This window comes from Sorangium sp. So ce119 (assembly GCF_051524405.1).
GTDB classification, from domain to species: domain Bacteria; phylum Myxococcota_A; class Polyangia; order Polyangiales; family Polyangiaceae; genus Sorangium; species Sorangium cellulosum_G.
The window spans coordinates 8,739,527-8,758,635 of sequence record NZ_CP150310.1; the positions used below are offsets into that span (position 1 = coordinate 8,739,527).

The window sequence follows — 19,109 nt, forward strand, 5'->3', positions numbered from 1 at the left end:
CACCTCATCCCCGAGAGCGACGGCGCTGCTGGCGAGCGACGCAACCACGGCGGATCGAGGCGACGGGTCGACCGCCGCGAGGAAGCCGCTCGAGGCAACCGCTACGACGACAACTCCCCCGCGCGCTCGGTCGAGAGCGGCAGCTCGACGCAGAAGGTCGAGCCCCGGCCGACCTCGCTCGACACGCAGATTCGGCCGCCGTGCGCCTCGACGATGGTGCGGGCGATGTAGAGGCCGAGCCCCAGCCCCCCGAAATGCTTCGACGAGACGCCGCGGCGAAATCGTTCGAAGAGCTGCGCCTGCACTTCGGCCGGGATCCCGATCCCACGGTCGGTCACCGAGAGCCGGGCGACCCGATCTTCCCGGGTGATGGCGATGTCGATCGGCTGGCGTTCCCCGAACTTGATCGCGTTGGTGAGGAGGTTGGTCACGACCTCCTCCAGGCGGTGCGGGTCCCACCGGCCGATGACCGGCTGCTCCGCGCGCACGGCGACCGCGCTGCCTGACTGCGCGATCTGATGGCCGAGGAGGGCGACGACCTCGTCCACGAGCGCGCGCAGCTCGACGGGCGCTGTGCACAGCTCGAGCCTCCCCGCCTGGATCCGGGAGACGTCGAGGAGCATATCGACGAGGCCGGTGAGGCGCTTGACCTGGCGGCCAGAGAGGGCGACCGCGGCTCGCACGCGCTCGACGTCCATGCCCCGCGCGAGCCTTTGCCCCAGCGATTGAATGGCGAGCTGCAGGCTGGTGAGCGGGGTGCGGAGCTCGTGCGAGGCGATGGAGAGGAACTCGTCCCGCAGGTGCACGGCCTCCTCCGCTGCCGTGCGCGCCCGCCGCTCGTCCAGGAGGAGCTGATCGCGCTGCTGCTCGGCGCGCACGCGCGCGGTGATGTCGCGGAAGCTCCAGACCCGCCCGACCACGCGCCCGCCGAGGCGCTGGGGCTGCGAATAACGCTCGAAGACGCGCCCGTCCACGAACGGGATGGTGTCGAAGCCGGACTCCTCGGGCGAGGCATAGAGAGCGCGGATCCTTTGCAGGAACGCCTCGGGATCGACGACCTGGTCGCTGACGAACGTACGGAACGTCTCGTCCGACCCGGTGGAGAGGATCTCGTCCGGGATGCGCCACATCGCCGCGAACCTGTGATTCTGACGCACGACGCGCTGCTCGTCGTCGACGGCGAGGATGCCGTCCGCCGTCGATTCGAGCGTGGCCTCGAGGAGCGAGTAGGAATGGCGGAGCACCTCCTCGGCGCGCCGTCGCTCCGCGTTCTCCTGCTGCAGATCCGCATAGAGGCACGCATTCTCGATGGAACTGGCCGCCTGGGCCGAAAGGAGCCGGATCACCTCGACGCGATCGGGGGTGAAGGCAGAGCGGGTGAGGTCGTTCTCGAGATAGATCACGCCGGCGAGGCGGCCCTTGTAGACGATGGGCGCGGCGAGCGAGGAGCGCGGCGCACCGCCGGCGAAGCAGGGATCGCACCCGAACGGCCCGTCGATCGCGAGGTCGCCGAGCACGACGGTCTCGCGCGTCCGCGCCACGTACGTGACGACGCTGGCCGGCAGGTCCTTACGGCCCTCGAGGGGCGCCGCGCCGAGCACGTGGACCGACGCATCCCGGATGTGGTGCTCGGCCTCGACGACGAGCCGTCCGTCACGCAGGAGCAGGAGGACGCCGCGCCGCGCGCCGGCGTTCTCGACCATGATGCGCATGAGCGCGTCGAGCAGGCGGTCGAGGACGATCTCGCCCGAGATGGCTTGTGAGGCTTTGAGCACCGAGCCGACGTCGAGCGCGGCGCCGGCCTGCGGGCTCCGCTCGCCGCGGAGGCCCTCGCCCGGGACGAGGTCGGGGTACGCGCGCTCGAGGCGCCGCATCGCCTCCGTCGCGCCCCAGCGGCCGTACGCCCTGTGCGCCTTGGTCAGGTAGGCGCCGGCGATGGTCTCCTTGCCGAGCGCGCGGAAGCAGAGGCCCGCGAGCTCGTTGCCGAGCGCCTCGTCGTGGAGATAGCCGCCGCGCTGCGCGAGCGCGATCGCCTCGTCGTAGCGGTCCCCGGCGGCGCGCGCGTCGCCGCGGGCGCGCTCGAGCTCGGCGAGGAGCAGGGCGCGGCGGTGCGCCAGGTTCTCCGGGCAGAGGTCCGCCCAGCGCGAGAGTCTTTCGGCGAAGACCTCGGCGCGGGCGAGGAAGCGCGCGCGCTCCTCCGGGGAGACGACGTCCGCCGCCTGCGTGAGCGCGACGCCTGCGTAGCAATGGAACGCGGGGTTGCCGTGCCAGGCCGCCACGGCCGGGATCTCGATGTTCGGCGAGAGCGCAGCGCGCGCCGCTTCCACGAACGCCCCCTGGAAGACGCAGAGGACGACGATGTAGAAGTGGGCGAAGAAGAACGAGGCCTGGTTGTCGATGCGGCGGGACTCCTCGATCACCTCGTCGATATCGACCCACGCCCCCTTGAGCGTGGCGGGGCGCTCGGTCTCGACCGAGAGCTGGTGCGCGATCTGTCCGACCGCGCCGACCATCCAGGTGATGGCGTTGAACTCGTCGAGCTTGCGCATCGGCTGGTAGCTCTGCGCCTCGGCGAGGAGGTCGGAGAGCGGGAGGCCGCGCAGGAGGCTGTTCGTGATGCCATTGACCGTGTTGTAGAACGACCAGATATACTGGCCCGTTTCGAGCCCGGCGTGGACCCCGGCGACCAGCGACGCCTTGCAGGTGGCGTAGCCCTCTCGCCAATGCTGCACGAAGGCGCCCCACATATTGCGGAGCATCGCCTCGGACTTCCTGTCCGTGCAGCGGTCCGCGAGGTCGACGGCGGCGCGGCCGAAGCGGTAGCCGAGCGCGATGTCGCCGCGGGCGCAGAGGAGCATCCCGAAGTTCATGCAGCCGAAGATCGAGCTCTTCGAGAGCCCGTGGCGCAGCGTGTTCTCGAGGATCTGTGCGACCGTGATGCCGAGGTTGTTGGTGGCCAGGAAGTAGCAGGGGAGAAAGAGCTCCTGGAGCACGTCCTGCATGGCGAGGATCTCCGGGTCCTCGAGCGGCGGCAGGCCTGGCAGCGCCTCGATCGTCCTTTCCCGCACGAGATCCATCGTCGCCCGCACCTGGGCGTCGAGCATGACGTCGTCCGGGAAGGGAGGCAGGTCGATCCCGAACGGGCGCAGGGCCTCGAGCCCCTCCGCGAGCGCGGCTGGCAGGTCGTTCTTGAGCACCTGCACGTTCATCTTGAGCCGCAGCACCTCGGTGCGATCGAGCCGGCTCGCGGCCCGCTCCAGGCCATCGGAGAGGATCGCGAGGGCGTCGTCATGCCGGCCGCAGAGCGAGAGCATCAGGGCGGTCCTCTTCGCGTACTCGAGGCGGAGCGGGTACTGTGACGCCCACGCGTCCTCCGGAAGGCGTAAAAGGCCGAACTGCAGGTGGCGCAGCGCGGCGCCGAAGGCCGCCGAGTCCTCGGCGCGGCATGCGGCCTCGAGGCTCATGCGGGCGAGGTGCAGGCGCTCCGCGGGGTCCGACACGAGGTCGCCTGCGCTGTTCAGGTGGCGGACGACGTCGAAGAGGCTCTGGCTCTCCGAGAGGTCCAGCTTGCCCGCGAGCAGCCGGCCGATCCGGAGGTGGAAGGCGGGTCGCTCCACCTCCGGGATCATCGCGTAGGCGCCCTCCTGGACCTTGTCATGGGCGAAGCGGTAGCCGCCGCGCCCGGCGATCACGAGCCCCTCGCTCACGGCGGGATCGAGCCGGGCGTACGCGTCTTCCGGCGAGCACTCGTTCACCGCGGCGAGCACCTCGAGGTCGAACCGGTTGCCGATCGCCGCGGCGAGGTTGAGCGCCTTCACCGTCGCCGGCGGCAGGCGCGCGATGGTGCGCACCATGAGGTCTGCGACGTTGTCCGTGTACCGGAGCGCGTCGATCGCGGCGAGGTCCCAGCGCCAGCCTGATCCGGCTGCGTACGCGAGGACGCCGTGGTCGTGCAGCGACCGGACGAACTCCTTGACGAAGAACGGGTTGCCGCCGGTCTTCTTCTGCACCGCATCGGCGAGCGGCCCACAGTCGCCGCGCTTGAGGCTATCCGAGAGCATCTCGATGAGGTGCGGGCGCGCGAGCGGGGCGAGGACGATGTCGCGCACGACGAGCCCGGCTCGCTCGAGCTCCTCGATCGCCACGACGAACGGGTGCCCGGGCGATACCTCGTTGTCACGGTAAGCGCCGCAGAAAAAGAGCGCATCGAGCGAGTCGTCGGCGAGGAGCGCGCGGAGCAGCACGAGGCTCGCGGGGTCGATCCACTGAAGATCGTCGAGGAACAGGACGAGCGGGTGCGTGCGCCGCGCGCACACCGAGACGAACAGCAAGAAGCACCGGTTCAGGCGGTTTTGCGCCTCGATCGGGCCGAGCGCCGGGACGGGCGGCTGCGGGCCGATCACGTGGGAGAGCGACGGGATGACGTCGCAGACGACCTGCGCGTTCGGCCCGAGCGCCTCGAGGAGCGCGCTCCGAAAGCGGAGGATGCGCTCATCGCTCTCGGTGAGGATCTGCCGCACGAGGCCGTCGAACGCCTGGATCACCGCGCTGTAGGGCGCGCCGCGGTTGTATTGGTCGTATTTGCCGCTCGTGAAATAGCCCTTCTGCCGCGCGAGTGGCTTCAATATCTCGTGCACGAGCGAGGACTTCCCGATCCCCGAGTAGCCGGAGACGATGACGATCTCACGGCTGCCCTCGAGCGCGCGCTCGAACGCGGCGGTGAGCGCCTCGATGTCCTGCTCGCGGCCGTAGAGCTTCTGGTGGATCCGGAAGAGGTCCTGACGATCGCGCTGGCCCGCGACGAAGGGCTCGATCGTCCCCGTGCAGCGCAGGGCCTCGCGGCAGCGATCGAGGTCGGCGAGCAGGCCCTCGGCGCTCTGGTAACGCTCCTCGGCGTTCTTCGCGAGCAGCTTGAGCACGACGTCGGAGACGGCCTCGGGGATGGCCGGATCGACGCGGGACGGCGGCGCGGGCGCGAGGGCGAGGTGCGCGTGAATGAGCTCCATCGGGTCCAGGGACTCGAAGGGGCGCTGACCCGTGAGCATCTGGTACAGGATGACGCCGAGCGCGTAGAGGTCGGTCCGGTAGTCGACGCCGCGGTTCATGCGGCCTGTCTGCTCGGGGGAGACGTAGGGCAGCACCTCGGCGATGACCGCCGGCGCGTAGAGCCGCTCGTGCGCGCGGGTGATCTCGGCGTCGACGCCGAGGCCATTGATCTTGACCGCGCCGCGCGCGCCGACGAGCACGTTCTGCGGGCGCAGATCGCGGTGGACGAGCCCGGCCGCGTGCACCGCGGCGAGGCCCTCTGCGAGCGCGGCCGCGAGATCGAGCGCCTCGCCGACCGGCATCCTGCGTGACGGGCGCTCGGCGAGGATCCGCGCGAGATCGCGGCCCGGGAAGTCCTCGAGGACGACGATCAAGGAGCCGGCGCGCGCCTCGACGCCGCGCAGCGCGACGAGGCGGGGCGAGGCGAGGCGCGCCACGCGCTCGTACTGGTGCTTGAAGCGCGCGATCTCGGCGCCGGTCGATCCTTCCGCGCGCAGGATTTTCAGCAAGACCGGGACGCTGTCGCCTTCGCGGCATGCGCGGTACAGGGCGAAATCGGCGGTTTCCTCGATCTTCTCGCGGAGCAGGTAGCCTCTCTCGACGATCATCGCAAACCTTGCTAGCTCGCCCGTTGAGGCGACGCGCTGCGACCAGCTACTTTTATATTCCAGAGGGTGTGACTTGGCACCGGGGGGGGTTTGGACCACGCCCAGCTCGTGCGACGCTCGGGTGTGCAGGCGCGTGAGGTCGTCAGGACGCCTCGAACGCCGCCCTGGAGTCTGGACGCTCGGCGCACCCCTTGGCGGCCGCTGAAGATGCTCCACGAGGCGGAGCGGCCCAACGTGCTCCTCATCCCCGGCGAGACGAAGAGCGGCATCCCCGGCGAGACGAAGAGCGGCAGATCGAAGAGCGCTGATAAACACCGGCGAACGTGACGGATCGCGACGGTGCGCCCCCGCGAAATCATCCCGCCAGAGAAACCGGGCGATGACGAGCGGCCGCCGGCAGCAGCAGCGGTTCCATGGTTGCCGCCTGCTTCACCGCCGAAGGCGGCTCCGGTGCCGCCCAGCGGGGCGCCCTCCGCCGCCGCGTCGCCCGGGGTCAAGGGCCCGCAGCATCACCGGTGTGGTCGGCATCACAGGTCCAGGCGCCGCCTGGGCTGCCTCATCCCATCCAGGGGGCCGCCCTCACTCCCCACAGCCTGCGGCGCAGGCCCGCGTGCTCGGCCCGCAGGACGAGCTTGGGAGGCGCCGACGCGGCGCCTGCGCGCTCTCGTTCGTGTGGCCGCGGATCGAGCCGGTGATCATCGCCGGGTAGCGGTCGAGGCCGCCACGCGCCGAGGCGGGAGCCATGAACGCGGCGGGCGGAGGAATTCAACCTGCCGCACCTGGCGCCGCGCCCAACGGGGCCGGCCTCTGGTAGCCTCCGCCGCGCCGCCGACCGACCGGCGGAAAGGAACGGAGAAAGAGACACCACCATGGCCATCGTTCTTTACCACCACCCGTTTTCGCGCGCCGCCAACACTGTGTGGATGCTCGAGGAAGTCGGCGTCGAGTACGAGCTCAAGTTCGTCGACATCATGGCCGGCGACCAGAAGAAGGGGGACGTCACGAAGCTCAATCCGATGGGCAAGCTGCCCTTGCTCATCGACGGCGACGCCATCGTCACCGAATCCGCGGCGATCGGCCTCTATCTCGCGGATCGTTATGCCCCGGGCCGCCTCGCGCCGAAGCTCGACGACGCGGCGCGCGGCACGTATTTTCGCTGGTCGCTCTTCGCCCCCTCCGTCATCGAGCCCGGCTCGATGGCCAAGGCCAGCAACTGGGAGTTCCGCGCCGGCTCCGCCGGTTGGGGCAACTACGACGACATGATCGCGACGATGGAATCGGCCATCTCTGGCCGTGACTTCGTCCTCGGCAAGGAGTTCTCGATGGCCGACGTCATCTTCGGCGGCACCATCGCGTACATGCTCGACTTCAAGATGCTCGAGCCGCGCCCGAGCTTCACCGGATACGCCGAGCGGATCAGAGCCCGCCCGGCGCACGCGAAGAGCGAGGCGCGCAACAAAGCCGTGATGGACGAGCGCGGCCTCAAGATGCCTGGGGCTTAGAGCGCCTTGAAGGCTTGAAGCGGAGCGCCTCGGCGAGCGCCGTAGGAGCGCCGCGTCCTCTTCCTGCCCTGTGCGCTACGGCGACGTGGTGAGACAGCCTGCGCGCTGCGGCGTTCTTCGCGTGGTCGGGTATCCGGACGGCGATGGCGCCGTCGTCGATGGCCCCGTACGTTAATTCTGCCACACCGTCAGGTTGGAGCTGCCGCTGCTCGAGGGGTTGAACACCTCCGTTGCCATCACCTGGTAATTGTGAGTGCCGAGGTTCCACCCCTTTGACGCCCAAGCATTTACGTGATTGGAAAACGTGATGGTGCTGTTGACCCCGGTGGCCCTCTTCGACCTTCGGACACTCCAGTACTGATAGAACGTCGTATTACCTATGATAGAGGGCGCGTTGACTCGCTGCATCCTGTACAGGTCGTAGGTGCCCCCGTCCGTGGTGACTGAGCCCGCCGGCGTTCCGCCCGGCGGTCTCCAGCTGCCCCAGCTGTCAACGACGTAGTATTCCACGAGTGGGTTTGTCGTCCACCCATAGAGAGTCAGATATGCATTGCTGCTGCCCGTCGACCAGACGCCGGCGTTGTAGCCAATGTTCCTGCTCGACGACCCAGTGCTCCAGCCCTTGCCGCCAACGAAATTATAGTTGCCGTTCGCCCAATTGACGGCGTAGTTGCCGCCGCCGTTCAAATTCATGCTGGCCGACCCGCCATCTTTCCAGAACGTGTACCACTGGCCGTCCGTTCCGGTTCGATTCGAGTTGATCGTGATAGCGCTCTGATCGGCGGTCAGATCGGTCTCGTTCATGTCCATTTCTGCGCCATCCATGACGCAGTTGGTCAGCAGGAGCCCAAGGGCGGAGCACACGCCGAGCCGGGTGATGTTGTTCATGGCGATCGCCTTTCTTGGCCTATCTATTGTTCGTGACTGGCAGTTACGTCAAGCCGATTGTGCATCGCAACCGAGCCTGGTCATCAAGAAGGTGCGATATTATCAGATGCAGAGTGACGGCGGTGGCTTGACGCCGACAGGGGGGCCGAGGCCTCGACGGGCGCCATCGCCCGGCGCGCCAGGCGCGCGAATCTCGTCGAAGATCGCCTGCGACCAGCGGGCCTCGCCGGCCGCGCTCGGCAGGCGAGCGCGCTCGAAGCGCTGGAGCGAGATCGACCAGGCGCCGCGCGCCGGCAGGGCTGCACAAGGCCCCTCCCGGCGTGAAGCGACTCGATCTGCTCGAAGCTGAGCGGCCACGCGAGAAATGCACAGCGGCCCTGTCGTGGAGGCCTGTCTGCTCGAAGCTGAGCGGCCACGCGAGAAATGCACAGCGGCCCTGTCGTGGAGGCCTGTTTGCTCGAAGCTGAGCGGCCACGCGAGAAATGCACAGCGGCCCTGTCGTGGAGGCCTGTGCGCGGCGCCCGCGAACGCGCCGTCGCATGTGTCCGCGACGACCGAACAATGGGAGCCGGTGAAGGGATCGATCCCGATCCCGATGACGGAGGTCCCGGTGCTCATGACGGCCCACTCAGGGGAAAGCGTAAGGATGAGGTCTCATTGTGAACGTTCACGTCGCGGATGTCAACGCCGATCGGCCAGCTCGACCCCCCCGAGCTCCGCGGCGCGGGCGCTCGTCACCGGGCGTCGGCGGACGCTCGGTGTGACCGGGCGGCGGGTCGGGCGAGTCGGCGTTCGACGACCTCCGCGCTGGCGTCTCTGCTGGCTCCGCGCAGGGTGGGCGCGTTGCGAGACCGACCGGATGGCGCCCATCGTTCCCGACAAGCGCAGGATCGAGAGCTTCCCTGATGAGGCCACGTTCGAAGCGTGGCTGGCCGCAAACCACGCGCAGGAGATGGATCTGTGGCTGAGGATCTACAAGACGGACTCCGACGTGCCGACGGTGACCCACGCGCAGGCGCTCGACGTGGCGCTTTGCCAGGCGTCGGCCACCACTGCACCGGCAGGGAGCGCGGCGCCTCCGTCGAGGACCACGGCAGGGGCTGCGAAGGTCCGCAGGCCCGCAGCTTCCAGCGGCACCAGCACAGCTGGTAAAGCTCGTACCGCTCGTGCCGCGCGAGCTTCTCGGCAATCAGCCCGCTGCGCTCCCATCGCTCGACCCCCTCTACCCTCGTTGCCATCGCTTCCTCCTTCGTCGCGAAGGGGGACAGGCAACCGGCGCTGCGCCGACGTTCACGCTGGCGTTGGTCGGGCGCTTGCGCTACGGACGGTCATGGAGATGCTGCCAGGGGGGCAATCCGGCGGTCGAGGAGGGGCGCAGCTCTTCAAACTCCACAAGCTCGCCCGTGCGCTCGGCGGCTCCATCTGGGTTGCGCGCTTGTTCTGCCTGCCGTCTGTAGGCTGTACCCCCGTGCGCACTCAGGAAGCTCAAGAGCCTCGATCGGATGTTTTTTTGCGTTACGCAGAATCGCAGATTCGCTCACCCGACGAAGCCGCCTTGGGAGGTAGCAGTTATCTCGCGACGAAGAAGCGGGTTGACTCGTTGCCGCGGGATTGCGAGTCGCCGGGAGAGCCCCTGGCCTTGCACAGGCCTGGAGAGTGATGCAGGAGCAGAGCGTCGATCTGGGCCTTGCGCCATGTGAAGGTGATATATGCGTTTTCGGCGACATGGAACAGATGTTACGGATGTGACCATTCACATATCGAGCGCCGAAGGGAACTCTTCGGCCGGCATCGAGCTCGCCGATGTTCCACGCCCGGATGGCCTTCCCAGAATAACGAGCAGTGATCCTGATGTGGTTGGCGTCGATGGCACACCTCGCATACGCGCCGTTGGCAATTTCTCGTTTTACCTCGACGCGCTCGCCACAACGTCAGGCAGTGGCGCTGTAACGGTGACTGCGGCGACACGGTCCGGAGTCCAGGCGACACTGAGGGTTGTGGTCGACGCTGCGATAGAGTTGCCGGATCCTGCCACTGAAGCTGGAGCTGTCGCCAGACTGTTATTGTCGGAGGCCCGCGGCCCTTCCCACGCAGACTACCTGGCAGCAGAAACATTGGATAGCATGGGGTGGATGCAACGGGTTCTGGAGAATCGACTGGCGAACGATCCTTCTCAGTTCGGGGCACCCGGGGCGAGAAATTTGATCGACATCATTCGCGCCGCCAATCAGTTCGATGGGTTCTCCGATTATCCGAACCACGATCATGGGGTTCGTCGTCGGCTGCAGCAGATGGTCAACATCGCGAACAACGACAACGATCGAATGCAGTCGGATTTTCGGAATTTTATACAGAATGCCATCGATGTGGCTCGGTCGCGGGCCGCCATCCGGGACCCAAGCTCAACAGGCTTGTTCGGGTGGAGAGCCGCAGGGACTGGAAGTCCAGGGCCCAGATTCGCGAGGTTCCGCACGTTGGCTGGCAACACGTTCTTTACGTTGTGGCCATGATTGAAACCTTGGCATGATCTGTGGCGCTCGGGGCCGGGGCCGGCGCGCCGCCACGCCACGCGCCACTGCACGGAGGCCGCGTACGAGGCCGAGGGCGCGGCCGCCCCGACGAGCGCCGAGCGCCGAGAAAGCCCGATCGGTACAATGGCCATCAATCGGAGAGAGGGCACTGCTCGTAGCAGCGCCAGACCTCCGTGCTGCGGTCCGTGCCGCCGGCGAAAGACGCCTTGATCTCGTCGCAGGGCGCGTCGAGCACGCACGACGCGCGACACGCCTCGTGTTCGGAGCAGCCGGCGAGGTCGTCATCGAGCTCGAGGTCGTCGACCCCGCAGGCCGCGGCGTGCTCGACGGCATCCGCGCATGTCCCCGTCTTGCAGCCGGCCGCGAGGAGCGCGGTCGCAATGAAAATCGACGCCATGAGGTAAGTCTTGCGCATGATCCAGCTCTGCAGCTCGCAACGTGTGGATGGAGGGGAGCCGGCCGGCCCATGCAGCGCGGCGCCCCGGAAGCGGCCCGCCGTTGCCGCCGGCCCCTTCACCCGATGGAGAACGTGGGAGAGCCGGTTTGGGCACGGGCCGATGTCGATTTTTTGGCTTCCAGTCTTGCTGGAATACGGCGAAGGTTGAACCGGGGGGTCGGCCCGCTCGGATGGGAAGTGATCGCGTCTCGCGACTTTCGGCCGGGCGCATCGCGTACCGGCTCAAGTACCCCGGCAGGGACCCGCTCGGCCCCATGAAGACACGCTCCTCTGGTGGACGATCGCGACGGTTCGCCCTCGCGGGACAGTCCCGCCAGGAACACCGCTCGATGACGACCGGCCGCCGGAGAATAAGCGGCCCGTCCGATGGGCGTACGTCTTGCCGCCCACGACCGCGAGGGGCGGGAACGACTCTTTCGCTACGGCGCTCGGCCACCCTTCGCTCGAGCGCTTCTCGGAACTGGCGGACGGGCGCATCGCCTACCGGCTCAAGGCGCCGAACCGGCGCGGCCAAACGCATCGGGTCATGACAGCGAGCACGACGGCCTGCCGTCGTCCGCCGCAACGGTCGCTGTTTCCTCGAGCTCCCTGCCTTCCACGCGAAGACGACGACACGCTGCCGCGGCCGGTGACGACGCGTGCATTGGCAGAGAATCCCGCCCGAGCTCCGCGCCCTCTTCGCGCGCGTGCCGAGGCGGCGGCCCTCGTGCGCCTCGCGCCGCCCGCGTGAATGCGCAGCGCCGAGAAGGAGGACCGCGCTCCCCGGCGCCCCTCCCGCGCGATGGCTTCAGGACGATCGCGCCGTGGTACCAAGCGTGACGAGAAGCTCCTCGAGCTGGTCGAACGTCTCGCCCATCCCGCTGTACGCGCCCGAGGCCAGGGCGGCGTCGCGCGCTTGCTTCGATCGATAGAGCTCGTGCAGCACCTGCAGCGTCTTGCCGCCTTTTTCCTCGAGGGTCACGGTCGTGACGGCGCCATCGTCGCCCGCTTCGTCGTTCGTCCACACGATGCGCGAATGCGGTGTCACTTCGAGGTACGTGCCGAAGAACGCCATCGGCTGCGCGGCGTCGTGACCAAAGACCAGGCGGTAGCTGCCGCCGGTGCGAATTTCCGCTTCGTAGGAAAGTAGAGGCACGGGCATCGACTTCGGTATCCACCACCGCCTGAACAGCTCCGGCGTGGTCCACGCCAGGAACACGATGCGCGCCGGGGCATCGAAGGTCCGTGTGACGACGATCTCGCGATCGGACTTCGGTTCCACCGTCGTGCGATCACTCGTCAATTGGGGCTCACTCTCTTTACTTGCGTCCATCGACGTTCTCCTTTCGTTTCAGCTCCTCGATGACCTTGTCCAGCTCGTCGAAGCGTGCGGCCCAGAGCTGGCGGTACCTCTCGATCCACGCCGTCTCTTCGTCGAGCGGGCGCGGGCCGAGCTTGCAGGTACGCACGCGGCCGACCTTCTCGGTGGTGACGAGCCCGGCCCGCTCGAGGACGCCGACGTGCTTCTTCATGCCCGTGAGGGTCATGTGAAACTTCTCGGCGAGGTCCGTGATCGAAGCGTCGGCTCGTATCTCGAGACGCCGGTGCCGCCGGAGGGAACGGAGCATCCGCCCGACGGCGTGCTCCAGGACCTGACCGACCTCGCGCGTTCGCAGGTGACCGAGCTCGTTCCACACGAGCTCGGTGCCGTCTTCGTGATAAGCCCCGTCAAGGAAGACCACGTGCAGATGGCCGAACAACGCCCCGTCCTGGGCGAGCCTGCGCCGCCACGGAAACGACTCGCCGCCGTCGCCGGGATCGCGTTCCCGTACCGCCGCGGTCGCGCGGTACATCGCGGGCTCCTCGTGGCATCCAGGCGGAAGCGAGGAGCGCGACGCCGAAGGAAGGGAGCAGCAGCTTCATCGCCGCGCACTCTAGTGATGACGATCGAGATACCCCGTCTCCGACGGGTCTTTCGTTTCGTGATGCATCGTGCACGCATGCGCGATTGCGCGACATGTGCATGCACCTGCGCATCGGCTACCGACGGGCGGGTCGTCGCGTCGTACGGGCGCGCATGAAGTCGACGAACGCCTGGAGCTTCGGCGCGAGCTGCACGCGGCTCGGGTAGTAGAGGAAGAGCCCGGGGAACGGCGGGCAGTACGATGCGAGCACGCGTACGAGCCGGCCGGTCGCGAGGTCGTCCTCGACGAAGCTGACGAGCACGTTCGCGAGGCCGAGCCCTGCGCGTGCGAGCCGCACCATCACCTCGCCATCGTTCGCGGTGATCCGGCCTTCGACCGTAACCTCGATATCGCGCCCCCGCTCGGTGAGCTCCCAGCGATAGATCTCCCCGGACGATCGCCGGTACTTGATGCATTCGTGGCCGGCGAGATCGCGCGGCCTCCGCGGCACCCCGCGCGCGGCAAAGTACCCGGGAGCGCCGACGATCGCGCTCTCCTCGTCGTTCCCGATGCGGACCGCGATCATGTCGCGCTCCACCGTCTCGCCGAGCCGGATCCCGGCATCGCAGCCGGTCGCGACGATGTCCGCGAGCGAATCCTGGAGCACGAGGTCGACCTGGATGCGCGGGTACGCGGCGAGAAAGGCGGGCAGGTGCGGCTCGATCAGTCGACCGAACGCCATGCGCGGCAGGTTCAGGCGCAGCGTGCCCGCAGGTCCATCGCGGAGCTCGGCGACCGAATCGAAGGCGCCCTGCACGTCGGCGAGCGCCGGTCGGAGCCGTGTGACGAAGCGCTCGCCGGCCTCGGTGAGGCCCACGCTCCGCGTGGTGCGCTGGACGAGCCGGACGCCGACGCGCTCCTCGAGCGCCCGGATGGTCTGGCTCACCGCGGAGGGGGTGACGCGGAGCGACGCCGCCGCGGCGGTGAAGCTCCGCTTCTCCGCGACCGCCAGCAGCGCGGTGAGACCGGCGAGATCCATTCGTTAGTTTTACTTCAAGACCTGCCGCGATTCGACGCCTTTTGCCGCCGTTCATCGGGCCGTAGGCTCGAGGCATGAAGACATGGCTCATCACGGGTGCGAGCTCCGGCTTCGGCAGGGCGCTCGCGGAGGACGTCCTCGCCCGCGGAGATCGCGTGATCGCCGCCGCGCGGAGCGAGGCGGCGCTCGCGGAGCTCGCCGTCAAGGCGCCCGATCGCGTCGTCCCGCTGAAGCTCGACGTGCGCGAGCTCGGCGCGATCGCCCCGGCGATCGAGCGCGCCGGCGCGGTCGACGTGCTCGTCAACAATGCCGGCTACAGCATCATCGGGGCGCTCGAGGAGACGGACGACGAAACGCTGCAGGACGTCATGGCGACGATGTTCTTCGGCCCTGCCGCCCTGACGCGCGCGGTCCTCCCGCAGATGCGCGAGCGCAAGGGCGGCACGATCGTCCAGCTCACGAGCGTCGGCGGCCTCACCACGGCGGCGGGCTTCGGCGCGTACTGCGCGGCGAAGCACGCGCTCGAGGGCCTCTCCGAGTGCGTCGCGAAGGAGGTCGCGGCCCATGGTATCCGCGTGCTCATCGTCGAGCCGGGCGCCTTCCGGACGAACCTCTTCGGCCATGCGTTCAAGAGCATGACCGAGAGCGCCGCGTACGTGGAGACGGTCGGTCCGACGCGCGCTTACGTCGCGCAGCAAGCCGGTAACCAGGACGGAGATCCGGCGAAGGCGGCGAGGGCGATCGTCGCCGCCGTCGCCGCGGGCGCACCCACGCTCCGCCTTCCGCTCGGCGCGGACGCCGTCGCGCTCGTGCGCGGAAAGCTCGCCGAGATCGCCGCCGACATGGACGCGTGCGAGGCCGTCGCGACGGCGACCGCGTTCACTCCGTGACCGGGACCCACGTCCGCGCCGTGGCATCCGTATGCCCATGCCTCCTGAGGGGGTGCGATCGGTGGTCGGGTGCCCCCAAATTCCCGCGTGAAGTGACAGATCGCGACGGTTCGTCCCCGCGGAATCGCCCCGCCAGAAAAAAAGCCGCTGGCGAGCGGTCGCTGGAAACAGTAGCAATTTTGATAGTTTCCGCCTGTCTCGCCGCCGAGGGCGGCTCCGGTGTGGCCCAACGGAGCGCGCTCCGCCGCCGCAACGCCCACGGTTGAGGGCCCGCACTCGCGCGCCGCGTGCGCCTCCCTCGCCGCGGCGTTGAGCCCGCCGGCGCGCGTCGCCGGCAACCCGGTCGCATGATCTTCGGTCGCAGCGACCTGCGCGCTACCCCGGCTTCTTCGTCACGACGAACGCAACCATCCCCCCAGCACCGACCTCCCTCTCCTCGATCTCGACGAACCCTACCTCGCGCATCTCGCGGAGGATCGTCTCGCGATCGTAGACAGGGACGACCGGCGCCTTCCCGAACCAGCGCAGTACCGTGATGATCGCGCCGTAAGGTACCCAGGTGCTGCCGAGGCATGGTCCTGCCCCGCTTCCGTCGACACCCCCGACGGCACCAGGAGGCAGGGATGGGACGGAAGCGGGGCAGGACCACGACCGCGGTCCGAGTGGTGCACCAGCCCAGGCGCTGGGCGGCGCGCAGCCAAAGGCGAACGCGAGCGCAGGCTGCCGTCATGACGACATTGCTCAATCGCTATGAGGACCAGATCTCCGGGGTACTGTCTTGCTGGGATCGCGTGGTCATCCAGGGGACGTTGCCCGGGCTGTGCTTCGCCGGCGGGATGACGAGCTACCTGAAGTTACGAGGGATCCGGATAATATCTTGGCCCACCTCGGGCTTCCGACGGCGCCGCCCCCGCGCGCCGCTGCGCGTGACCCAACCGACGGGCAGATGACGTTCGACTTCGATGCCGCGTAGCCACGGCGAGCCACGACGCGCTCCGCTACGGGGCGTGGAGGCCGCTGTGCGTCCGCGGCTCGGCGTCGTGGTGGCGACCGGGGGGTGAGCGCCATCGGCGACGCCCTCAGTACCGCGGAGGACGGGCGCCGGGCACGGCTTGGCCGACAGGAACGCTCTCTCGCTTCCTACCCGCGCGCGCCCACGGCGGAGCTCCATCTGGGGCACGATTTGCTGAGCCGACCGCAGCGCCCTCGTCGCCGTTCACCCGACCTGAAGCGTCGTCGACCCCGAGACTTGGCGTCCGCGACCCCGAGTTGGCGAGGTGTAGTCCCGCCTCCACCGACATGAAGAAGCCGCTTGCCATAATTTAGATGTCGTGTATAATCCAATGACTCCGGGCGCTTTCCGTGACGAGCGACCGCCCAATCGGCAATGAAAGAACTTGTCTCGTGACCACACCCGACAAGACGACCGAGGAATCCTCGGTCGGCGAAGGAACTGTTGCTGGCATACCTCGGCAACGTGAGACAACCATCCGTAGCCGCCGCGCTGTTCGCCGAGTACAGCGTTGAGGCTCAGGCGCCAGAAACTGGCAAGCTGTACAAGCAGACTTACGCGGGGCTGCTGATCGCCCTCGACGGCAAGAACGCTCTGCTGCGGGAAGCGCTCGACACCGCAGCCGCACCCGCGGCGATGACACCCGACTGAGCACCGAGAAGAGTGGGCAACCGGTCCCCACCCTGAGCTTCGCGGGCAAGTAACGATCCACAACACCACAATGAACTAAGGAGAATCGATATGAGCAAGATTCTATTGACCGGTGCCACGGGGGGGCTCGGCGGCGCGACGCTGGACCTCCTGCTGCGAAAGCTGCCCTCGCGAGATGTCGCCGCGATGGCGCGCGATCCGGCCAAGCTAGCCGGGCGCGCCGCCGCGGGCGTCGACGTCCGGAAGGGTGACTACTCCGATTACGACTCCCTGGTTCGCGCCTTCGACGGGGTGGAAACGTTGTTCCTGGTTTCGTCCGTCGCGTTCAGCGACCGCGCGACCCAGGAGGCGAACGCCCTCCGGGCCGCCAAGGCTGCCGATGTCCGTCACGTTGTCTACACATCGATTCAGAAGCGGCCCGGGTCAACGTTCAAGATCTCCCAAGCGACCGATACCAACGACCGCACCGAGAAGGCGCTGGCCGATTCGGGGATGCACTTCACGATCCTGCGCAACTCGCTCTACCTGGATGTAGTGCCAATGTTGATGGGCCAGAGGGCCTTGACGTCAGGCATCCGGGTGCCGCCGAGCAGCGGCCGCGCAGCACTTGCTAAGCGCATCGACTTGGCGGAAGGGGCCGCCGCCGTCCTGACGCAGTCCGGACACGAGAACAAGACCTACACGCTCGGTGGCAGCGAGGCTTTTTCGATTGCCGACGTCGCGTCAGTCCTCTCCGAGGCGACCGGCCGTCAGATCCCCTATGTAACCATATCCCCAGAACAGTACGTCTCCGAAGCGGTAGCCGAGGGGATGCCGAAGCCGTTTGCGGAGTTCGCGATCGAGTGGCTAACCGCGATCGCGGTCGGGGAGTTCGCCGAGGTGACCGGCGACCTGGAGCGTCTCATCGGCCGAAAGCCAACCAACTACCGCGAGTTCTTCCGGGAGCTCGCGGCAAACCCCTCGGCGCAGTGAATCATGAAATTCGGATTTATTGGCGCGGGCACTGTTGCCCAGACGCTTTCCAAACACCTGCTGGCCCACGGCCACGAGGTCGTACTGAGCAACAGCCGCGGCCCCGACACGCTGTCCGATCTCATACGGGATCTCGGGCCCGGCGCACGGGCAGGCACGCCGACTGAGGCGGCGGATCAAGAGTTCGTCATCCTGGCGGTCATGTGGCACCTGGTGCCCGAGACCCTGGCCGCGGTGCCCGACTGGAGCGGGCGTGCCCTGATCGACGCAACCAACCGCTTCGAGAGCTACAACCCCGTGCGTCTCGGCGACCTTTCAGTTCAGGGAAGACGTCGAGCGAGATCGTGGCGGATCTCGCGCCGGGTGCGCGCGTCCTCAAGGCGTTCAATAGCGTCCCGATGGATTGGATTCAGAACTACTCGGATAGTAAGCCGCGAACCGTCCTCTTCATCTCTGGCGACGACGAACTGGCGAAGGGGAATTTGCGCACCGTCCTGGAGGGCATCGGATTCGCCTGCGTAGACCTCGGCTCCTTGGCCGTCGGCGGACGGCTCCAGCAGGTCGGCGGCCCCTTGGCCGGTCTTAACCTCGTGCTGCAGGGTCGGTTCCCGATTTAGCCGGCCCACCCCGCCGGAGTGTCCGTACCGCCATCCCGAACGCGGCCTACGGGTTCGGCGTCCTGCGCGGACAGGCGGGGATTCCGGCCCCCGCGCGAGTTCGTGCCGGGAGACGATGACGTCTACGCCTCGAACGGCTCAGTTCGCACACGTGCTCGACCGCGGATCACTCCTCGGAATGGAGTCGGACAACGGCCCTCTCGGTGGTTCGCAGGATCGTGTCTGACAGAGCCGGATCGGCCACGACGCGGGCCAGCGTCAGTGCCCCGACCATCAACGCGGCCATGACGATGGCCCGCTTCCTGGCTTCGTCCGCCGTAACGGTGTCGAAGTACTCGGCGTACAGGTCGATCCCCCGTAAGAAACCCTCCGTTACCGCCGCCCGCGTCGCCTCGTCGGCCCGAGCCAGCTCGCTCCCGAGCGCGGCGAACGGGCAACCCTCGCGCGGGTTATCACGGTGGTCGGCCGACAGGTAGGCGGCGGCCGCGGCCTTCAGGCCCTTCCGGCCCGTCTTCAATGCGGCGGCCCATTTGGGATTATCTGCCGAGGTCAGGGCGGCCCGACACGCCTCGGCGACGAGTTGATCCTTCGAGTCGAAATGCTTGTAGAACCCGCCGTGGGTGAGACCTGCCGCCTTCATGAGTTCGATGAGCCCGGTGGCATCGATCCCGTTCTGGCGGAACTCCGCGGCGGCGGCGGCCACGATCCGCTCCCGGGTCTTCGCCGCTTCCTCCCTCGACTTCCTCATCGCTGATGACTCCCCTGACTTCGGTCGGACAGTGCGCAGTCCGATGGATTGTGGTTGACAGCTTATTGTAACCCACATCTTCATGGATGTTGCCAACCATCTGGTGGATTCGCGGCCGGCCGAGCGAGCCCTTGCCTTCTCATCCCCAGGCAGCTGGGCGCCAAGGGCCGTGCGCAAGGTCGCGATGTGCGCCTCGGTCTCCTGTCGATGCGCACCGAGAGGTGGTGCTGGCATCAGTTCTCCAGCCCGGCCTGCTCTCCGGCAG

General features: G+C 67.8%; 13 protein-coding genes and 1 pseudogene. 7 read left to right on the top strand and 7 right to left on the bottom strand.

The window, feature by feature from the left end:
• Positions 1-101 precede the first annotated feature (101 nt).
• Positions 102-5,654 (bottom strand): AAA family ATPase, encoded by a 5,553-nt coding sequence (locus tag WME76_RS33025; RefSeq protein WP_437956215.1) that lies wholly within the window; start codon positions 5,652-5,654, stop codon positions 102-104.
• A gap of 869 nt (positions 5,655-6,523) precedes the next feature.
• Between WME76_RS33025 and WME76_RS33030 the strand changes: the two genes are divergently transcribed.
• A complete protein-coding gene (locus tag WME76_RS33030) occupies positions 6,524-7,156 on the top strand; it encodes a glutathione S-transferase family protein (RefSeq protein ID WP_437956216.1) in 633 nt (210 codons plus the stop codon).
• A 171-nt stretch (positions 7,157-7,327) separates the two neighbouring features.
• Here WME76_RS33030 and WME76_RS33035 read toward each other — a convergent pair whose 3' ends face one another.
• Positions 7,328-8,044, bottom strand: coding sequence for a glycoside hydrolase family 11 protein (locus WME76_RS33035; protein ID WP_437956217.1), 717 nt, complete (start codon positions 8,042-8,044; stop codon positions 7,328-7,330).
• A 1,745-nt stretch (positions 8,045-9,789) separates the two neighbouring features.
• Between WME76_RS33035 and WME76_RS33040 the strand changes: the two genes are divergently transcribed.
• Positions 9,790-10,554, top strand: coding sequence for a hypothetical protein (locus tag WME76_RS33040; RefSeq protein ID WP_437956218.1), 765 nt, complete (start codon positions 9,790-9,792; stop codon positions 10,552-10,554).
• A gap of 151 nt (positions 10,555-10,705) precedes the next feature.
• Here WME76_RS33040 and WME76_RS33045 read toward each other — a convergent pair whose 3' ends face one another.
• The 4 genes from WME76_RS33045 to WME76_RS33060 all read right to left on the bottom strand — a co-directional run bounded on the left by WME76_RS33045 (position 10,706) and on the right by WME76_RS33060 (position 13,954).
• The gene (locus WME76_RS33045; protein ID WP_437956219.1) at positions 10,706-10,990 is read right to left on the bottom strand and encodes a hypothetical protein; all 285 of its coding nucleotides are present in this window, start codon (positions 10,988-10,990) and stop codon (positions 10,706-10,708) included.
• Positions 10,991-11,819: 829 nt separating this feature from the next.
• Positions 11,820-12,344 (bottom strand): SRPBCC family protein, encoded by a 525-nt coding sequence (locus WME76_RS33050; protein WP_437956220.1) that lies wholly within the window; start codon positions 12,342-12,344, stop codon positions 11,820-11,822.
• Positions 12,331-12,639 carry an ArsR/SmtB family transcription factor gene (locus tag WME76_RS33055; protein ID WP_437962182.1) on the bottom strand — a complete coding sequence of 103 codons (309 nt, stop codon included), beginning with the start codon at positions 12,637-12,639 and terminating at the stop codon, positions 12,331-12,333. Before WME76_RS33055 ends, WME76_RS33050 begins: the two co-directional genes overlap by 14 nt.
• Positions 12,640-13,051: 412 nt before the next feature.
• Positions 13,052-13,954, bottom strand: coding sequence for a LysR family transcriptional regulator (locus tag WME76_RS33060; protein WP_437956221.1), 903 nt, complete (start codon positions 13,952-13,954; stop codon positions 13,052-13,054).
• A 74-nt stretch (positions 13,955-14,028) separates the two neighbouring features.
• Between WME76_RS33060 and WME76_RS33065 the strand changes: the two genes are divergently transcribed.
• The 5 genes and pseudogenes from WME76_RS33065 to WME76_RS33085 all read left to right on the top strand — a co-directional run bounded on the left by WME76_RS33065 (position 14,029) and on the right by WME76_RS33085 (position 18,096).
• A complete protein-coding gene (locus tag WME76_RS33065; protein ID WP_104976861.1) occupies positions 14,029-14,844 on the top strand; it encodes an SDR family NAD(P)-dependent oxidoreductase in 816 nt (271 codons plus the stop codon).
• A 1,456-nt stretch (positions 14,845-16,300) separates the two neighbouring features.
• Positions 16,301-16,507, top strand: coding sequence for a hypothetical protein (locus WME76_RS33070; protein ID WP_437956222.1), 207 nt, complete (start codon positions 16,301-16,303; stop codon positions 16,505-16,507).
• A 90-nt stretch (positions 16,508-16,597) separates the two neighbouring features.
• Positions 16,598-17,479 (top strand): NmrA family NAD(P)-binding protein, encoded by an 882-nt coding sequence (locus WME76_RS33075; protein ID WP_437956223.1) that lies wholly within the window; start codon positions 16,598-16,600, stop codon positions 17,477-17,479.
• A 3-nt stretch (positions 17,480-17,482) separates the two neighbouring features.
• Positions 17,483-17,695 (top strand): annotated as a pseudogene (locus WME76_RS33080) (NAD(P)-binding domain-containing protein); the annotation flags it as partial.
• A gap of 128 nt (positions 17,696-17,823) precedes the next feature.
• Entirely contained in the window at positions 17,824-18,096 is a 273-nt protein-coding gene (locus tag WME76_RS33085; protein ID WP_437962243.1) for a hypothetical protein, read from the top strand.
• A gap of 166 nt (positions 18,097-18,262) precedes the next feature.
• On the opposite strand, the gene WME76_RS33090 is transcribed toward WME76_RS33085, so the two are convergent.
• Positions 18,263-18,844, bottom strand: a complete 582-nt coding sequence (locus tag WME76_RS33090) for a TetR/AcrR family transcriptional regulator (RefSeq protein ID WP_437956224.1) — start codon at positions 18,842-18,844, stop codon at positions 18,263-18,265.
• Between the last annotated feature and the right edge of the window lie 265 nt (positions 18,845-19,109).

What these genes read in the sequence shown, in the direction of transcription:
- WME76_RS33060 (WP_437956221.1), bottom strand. Translation starts at nt 13,954, where the DNA reads ATGGATCTCGCCGGTCTCACCGCGCTGCTGGCGGTCGCGGAGAAGCGG.
- WME76_RS33025 (WP_437956215.1), bottom strand. Translation starts at nt 5,654, where the DNA reads ATGATCGTCGAGAGAGGCTACCTGCTCCGCGAGAAGATCGAGGAAACC.
- WME76_RS33055 (WP_437962182.1), bottom strand. Translation starts at nt 12,639, where the DNA reads ATGCTCCGTTCCCTCCGGCGGCACCGGCGTCTCGAGATACGAGCCGAC.
- WME76_RS33075 (WP_437956223.1), top strand. Translation starts at nt 16,598, where the DNA reads ATGAGCAAGATTCTATTGACCGGTGCCACGGGGGGGCTCGGCGGCGCG.
- WME76_RS33030 (WP_437956216.1), top strand. Translation starts at nt 6,524, where the DNA reads ATGGCCATCGTTCTTTACCACCACCCGTTTTCGCGCGCCGCCAACACT.
- WME76_RS33065 (WP_104976861.1), top strand. Translation starts at nt 14,029, where the DNA reads ATGAAGACATGGCTCATCACGGGTGCGAGCTCCGGCTTCGGCAGGGCG.
- WME76_RS33090 (WP_437956224.1), bottom strand. Translation starts at nt 18,844, where the DNA reads ATGAGGAAGTCGAGGGAGGAAGCGGCGAAGACCCGGGAGCGGATCGTG.
- WME76_RS33035 (WP_437956217.1), bottom strand. Translation starts at nt 8,044, where the DNA reads ATGAACAACATCACCCGGCTCGGCGTGTGCTCCGCCCTTGGGCTCCTG.
- WME76_RS33045 (WP_437956219.1), bottom strand. Translation starts at nt 10,990, where the DNA reads ATGCGCAAGACTTACCTCATGGCGTCGATTTTCATTGCGACCGCGCTC.
- WME76_RS33050 (WP_437956220.1), bottom strand. Translation starts at nt 12,344, where the DNA reads ATGGACGCAAGTAAAGAGAGTGAGCCCCAATTGACGAGTGATCGCACG.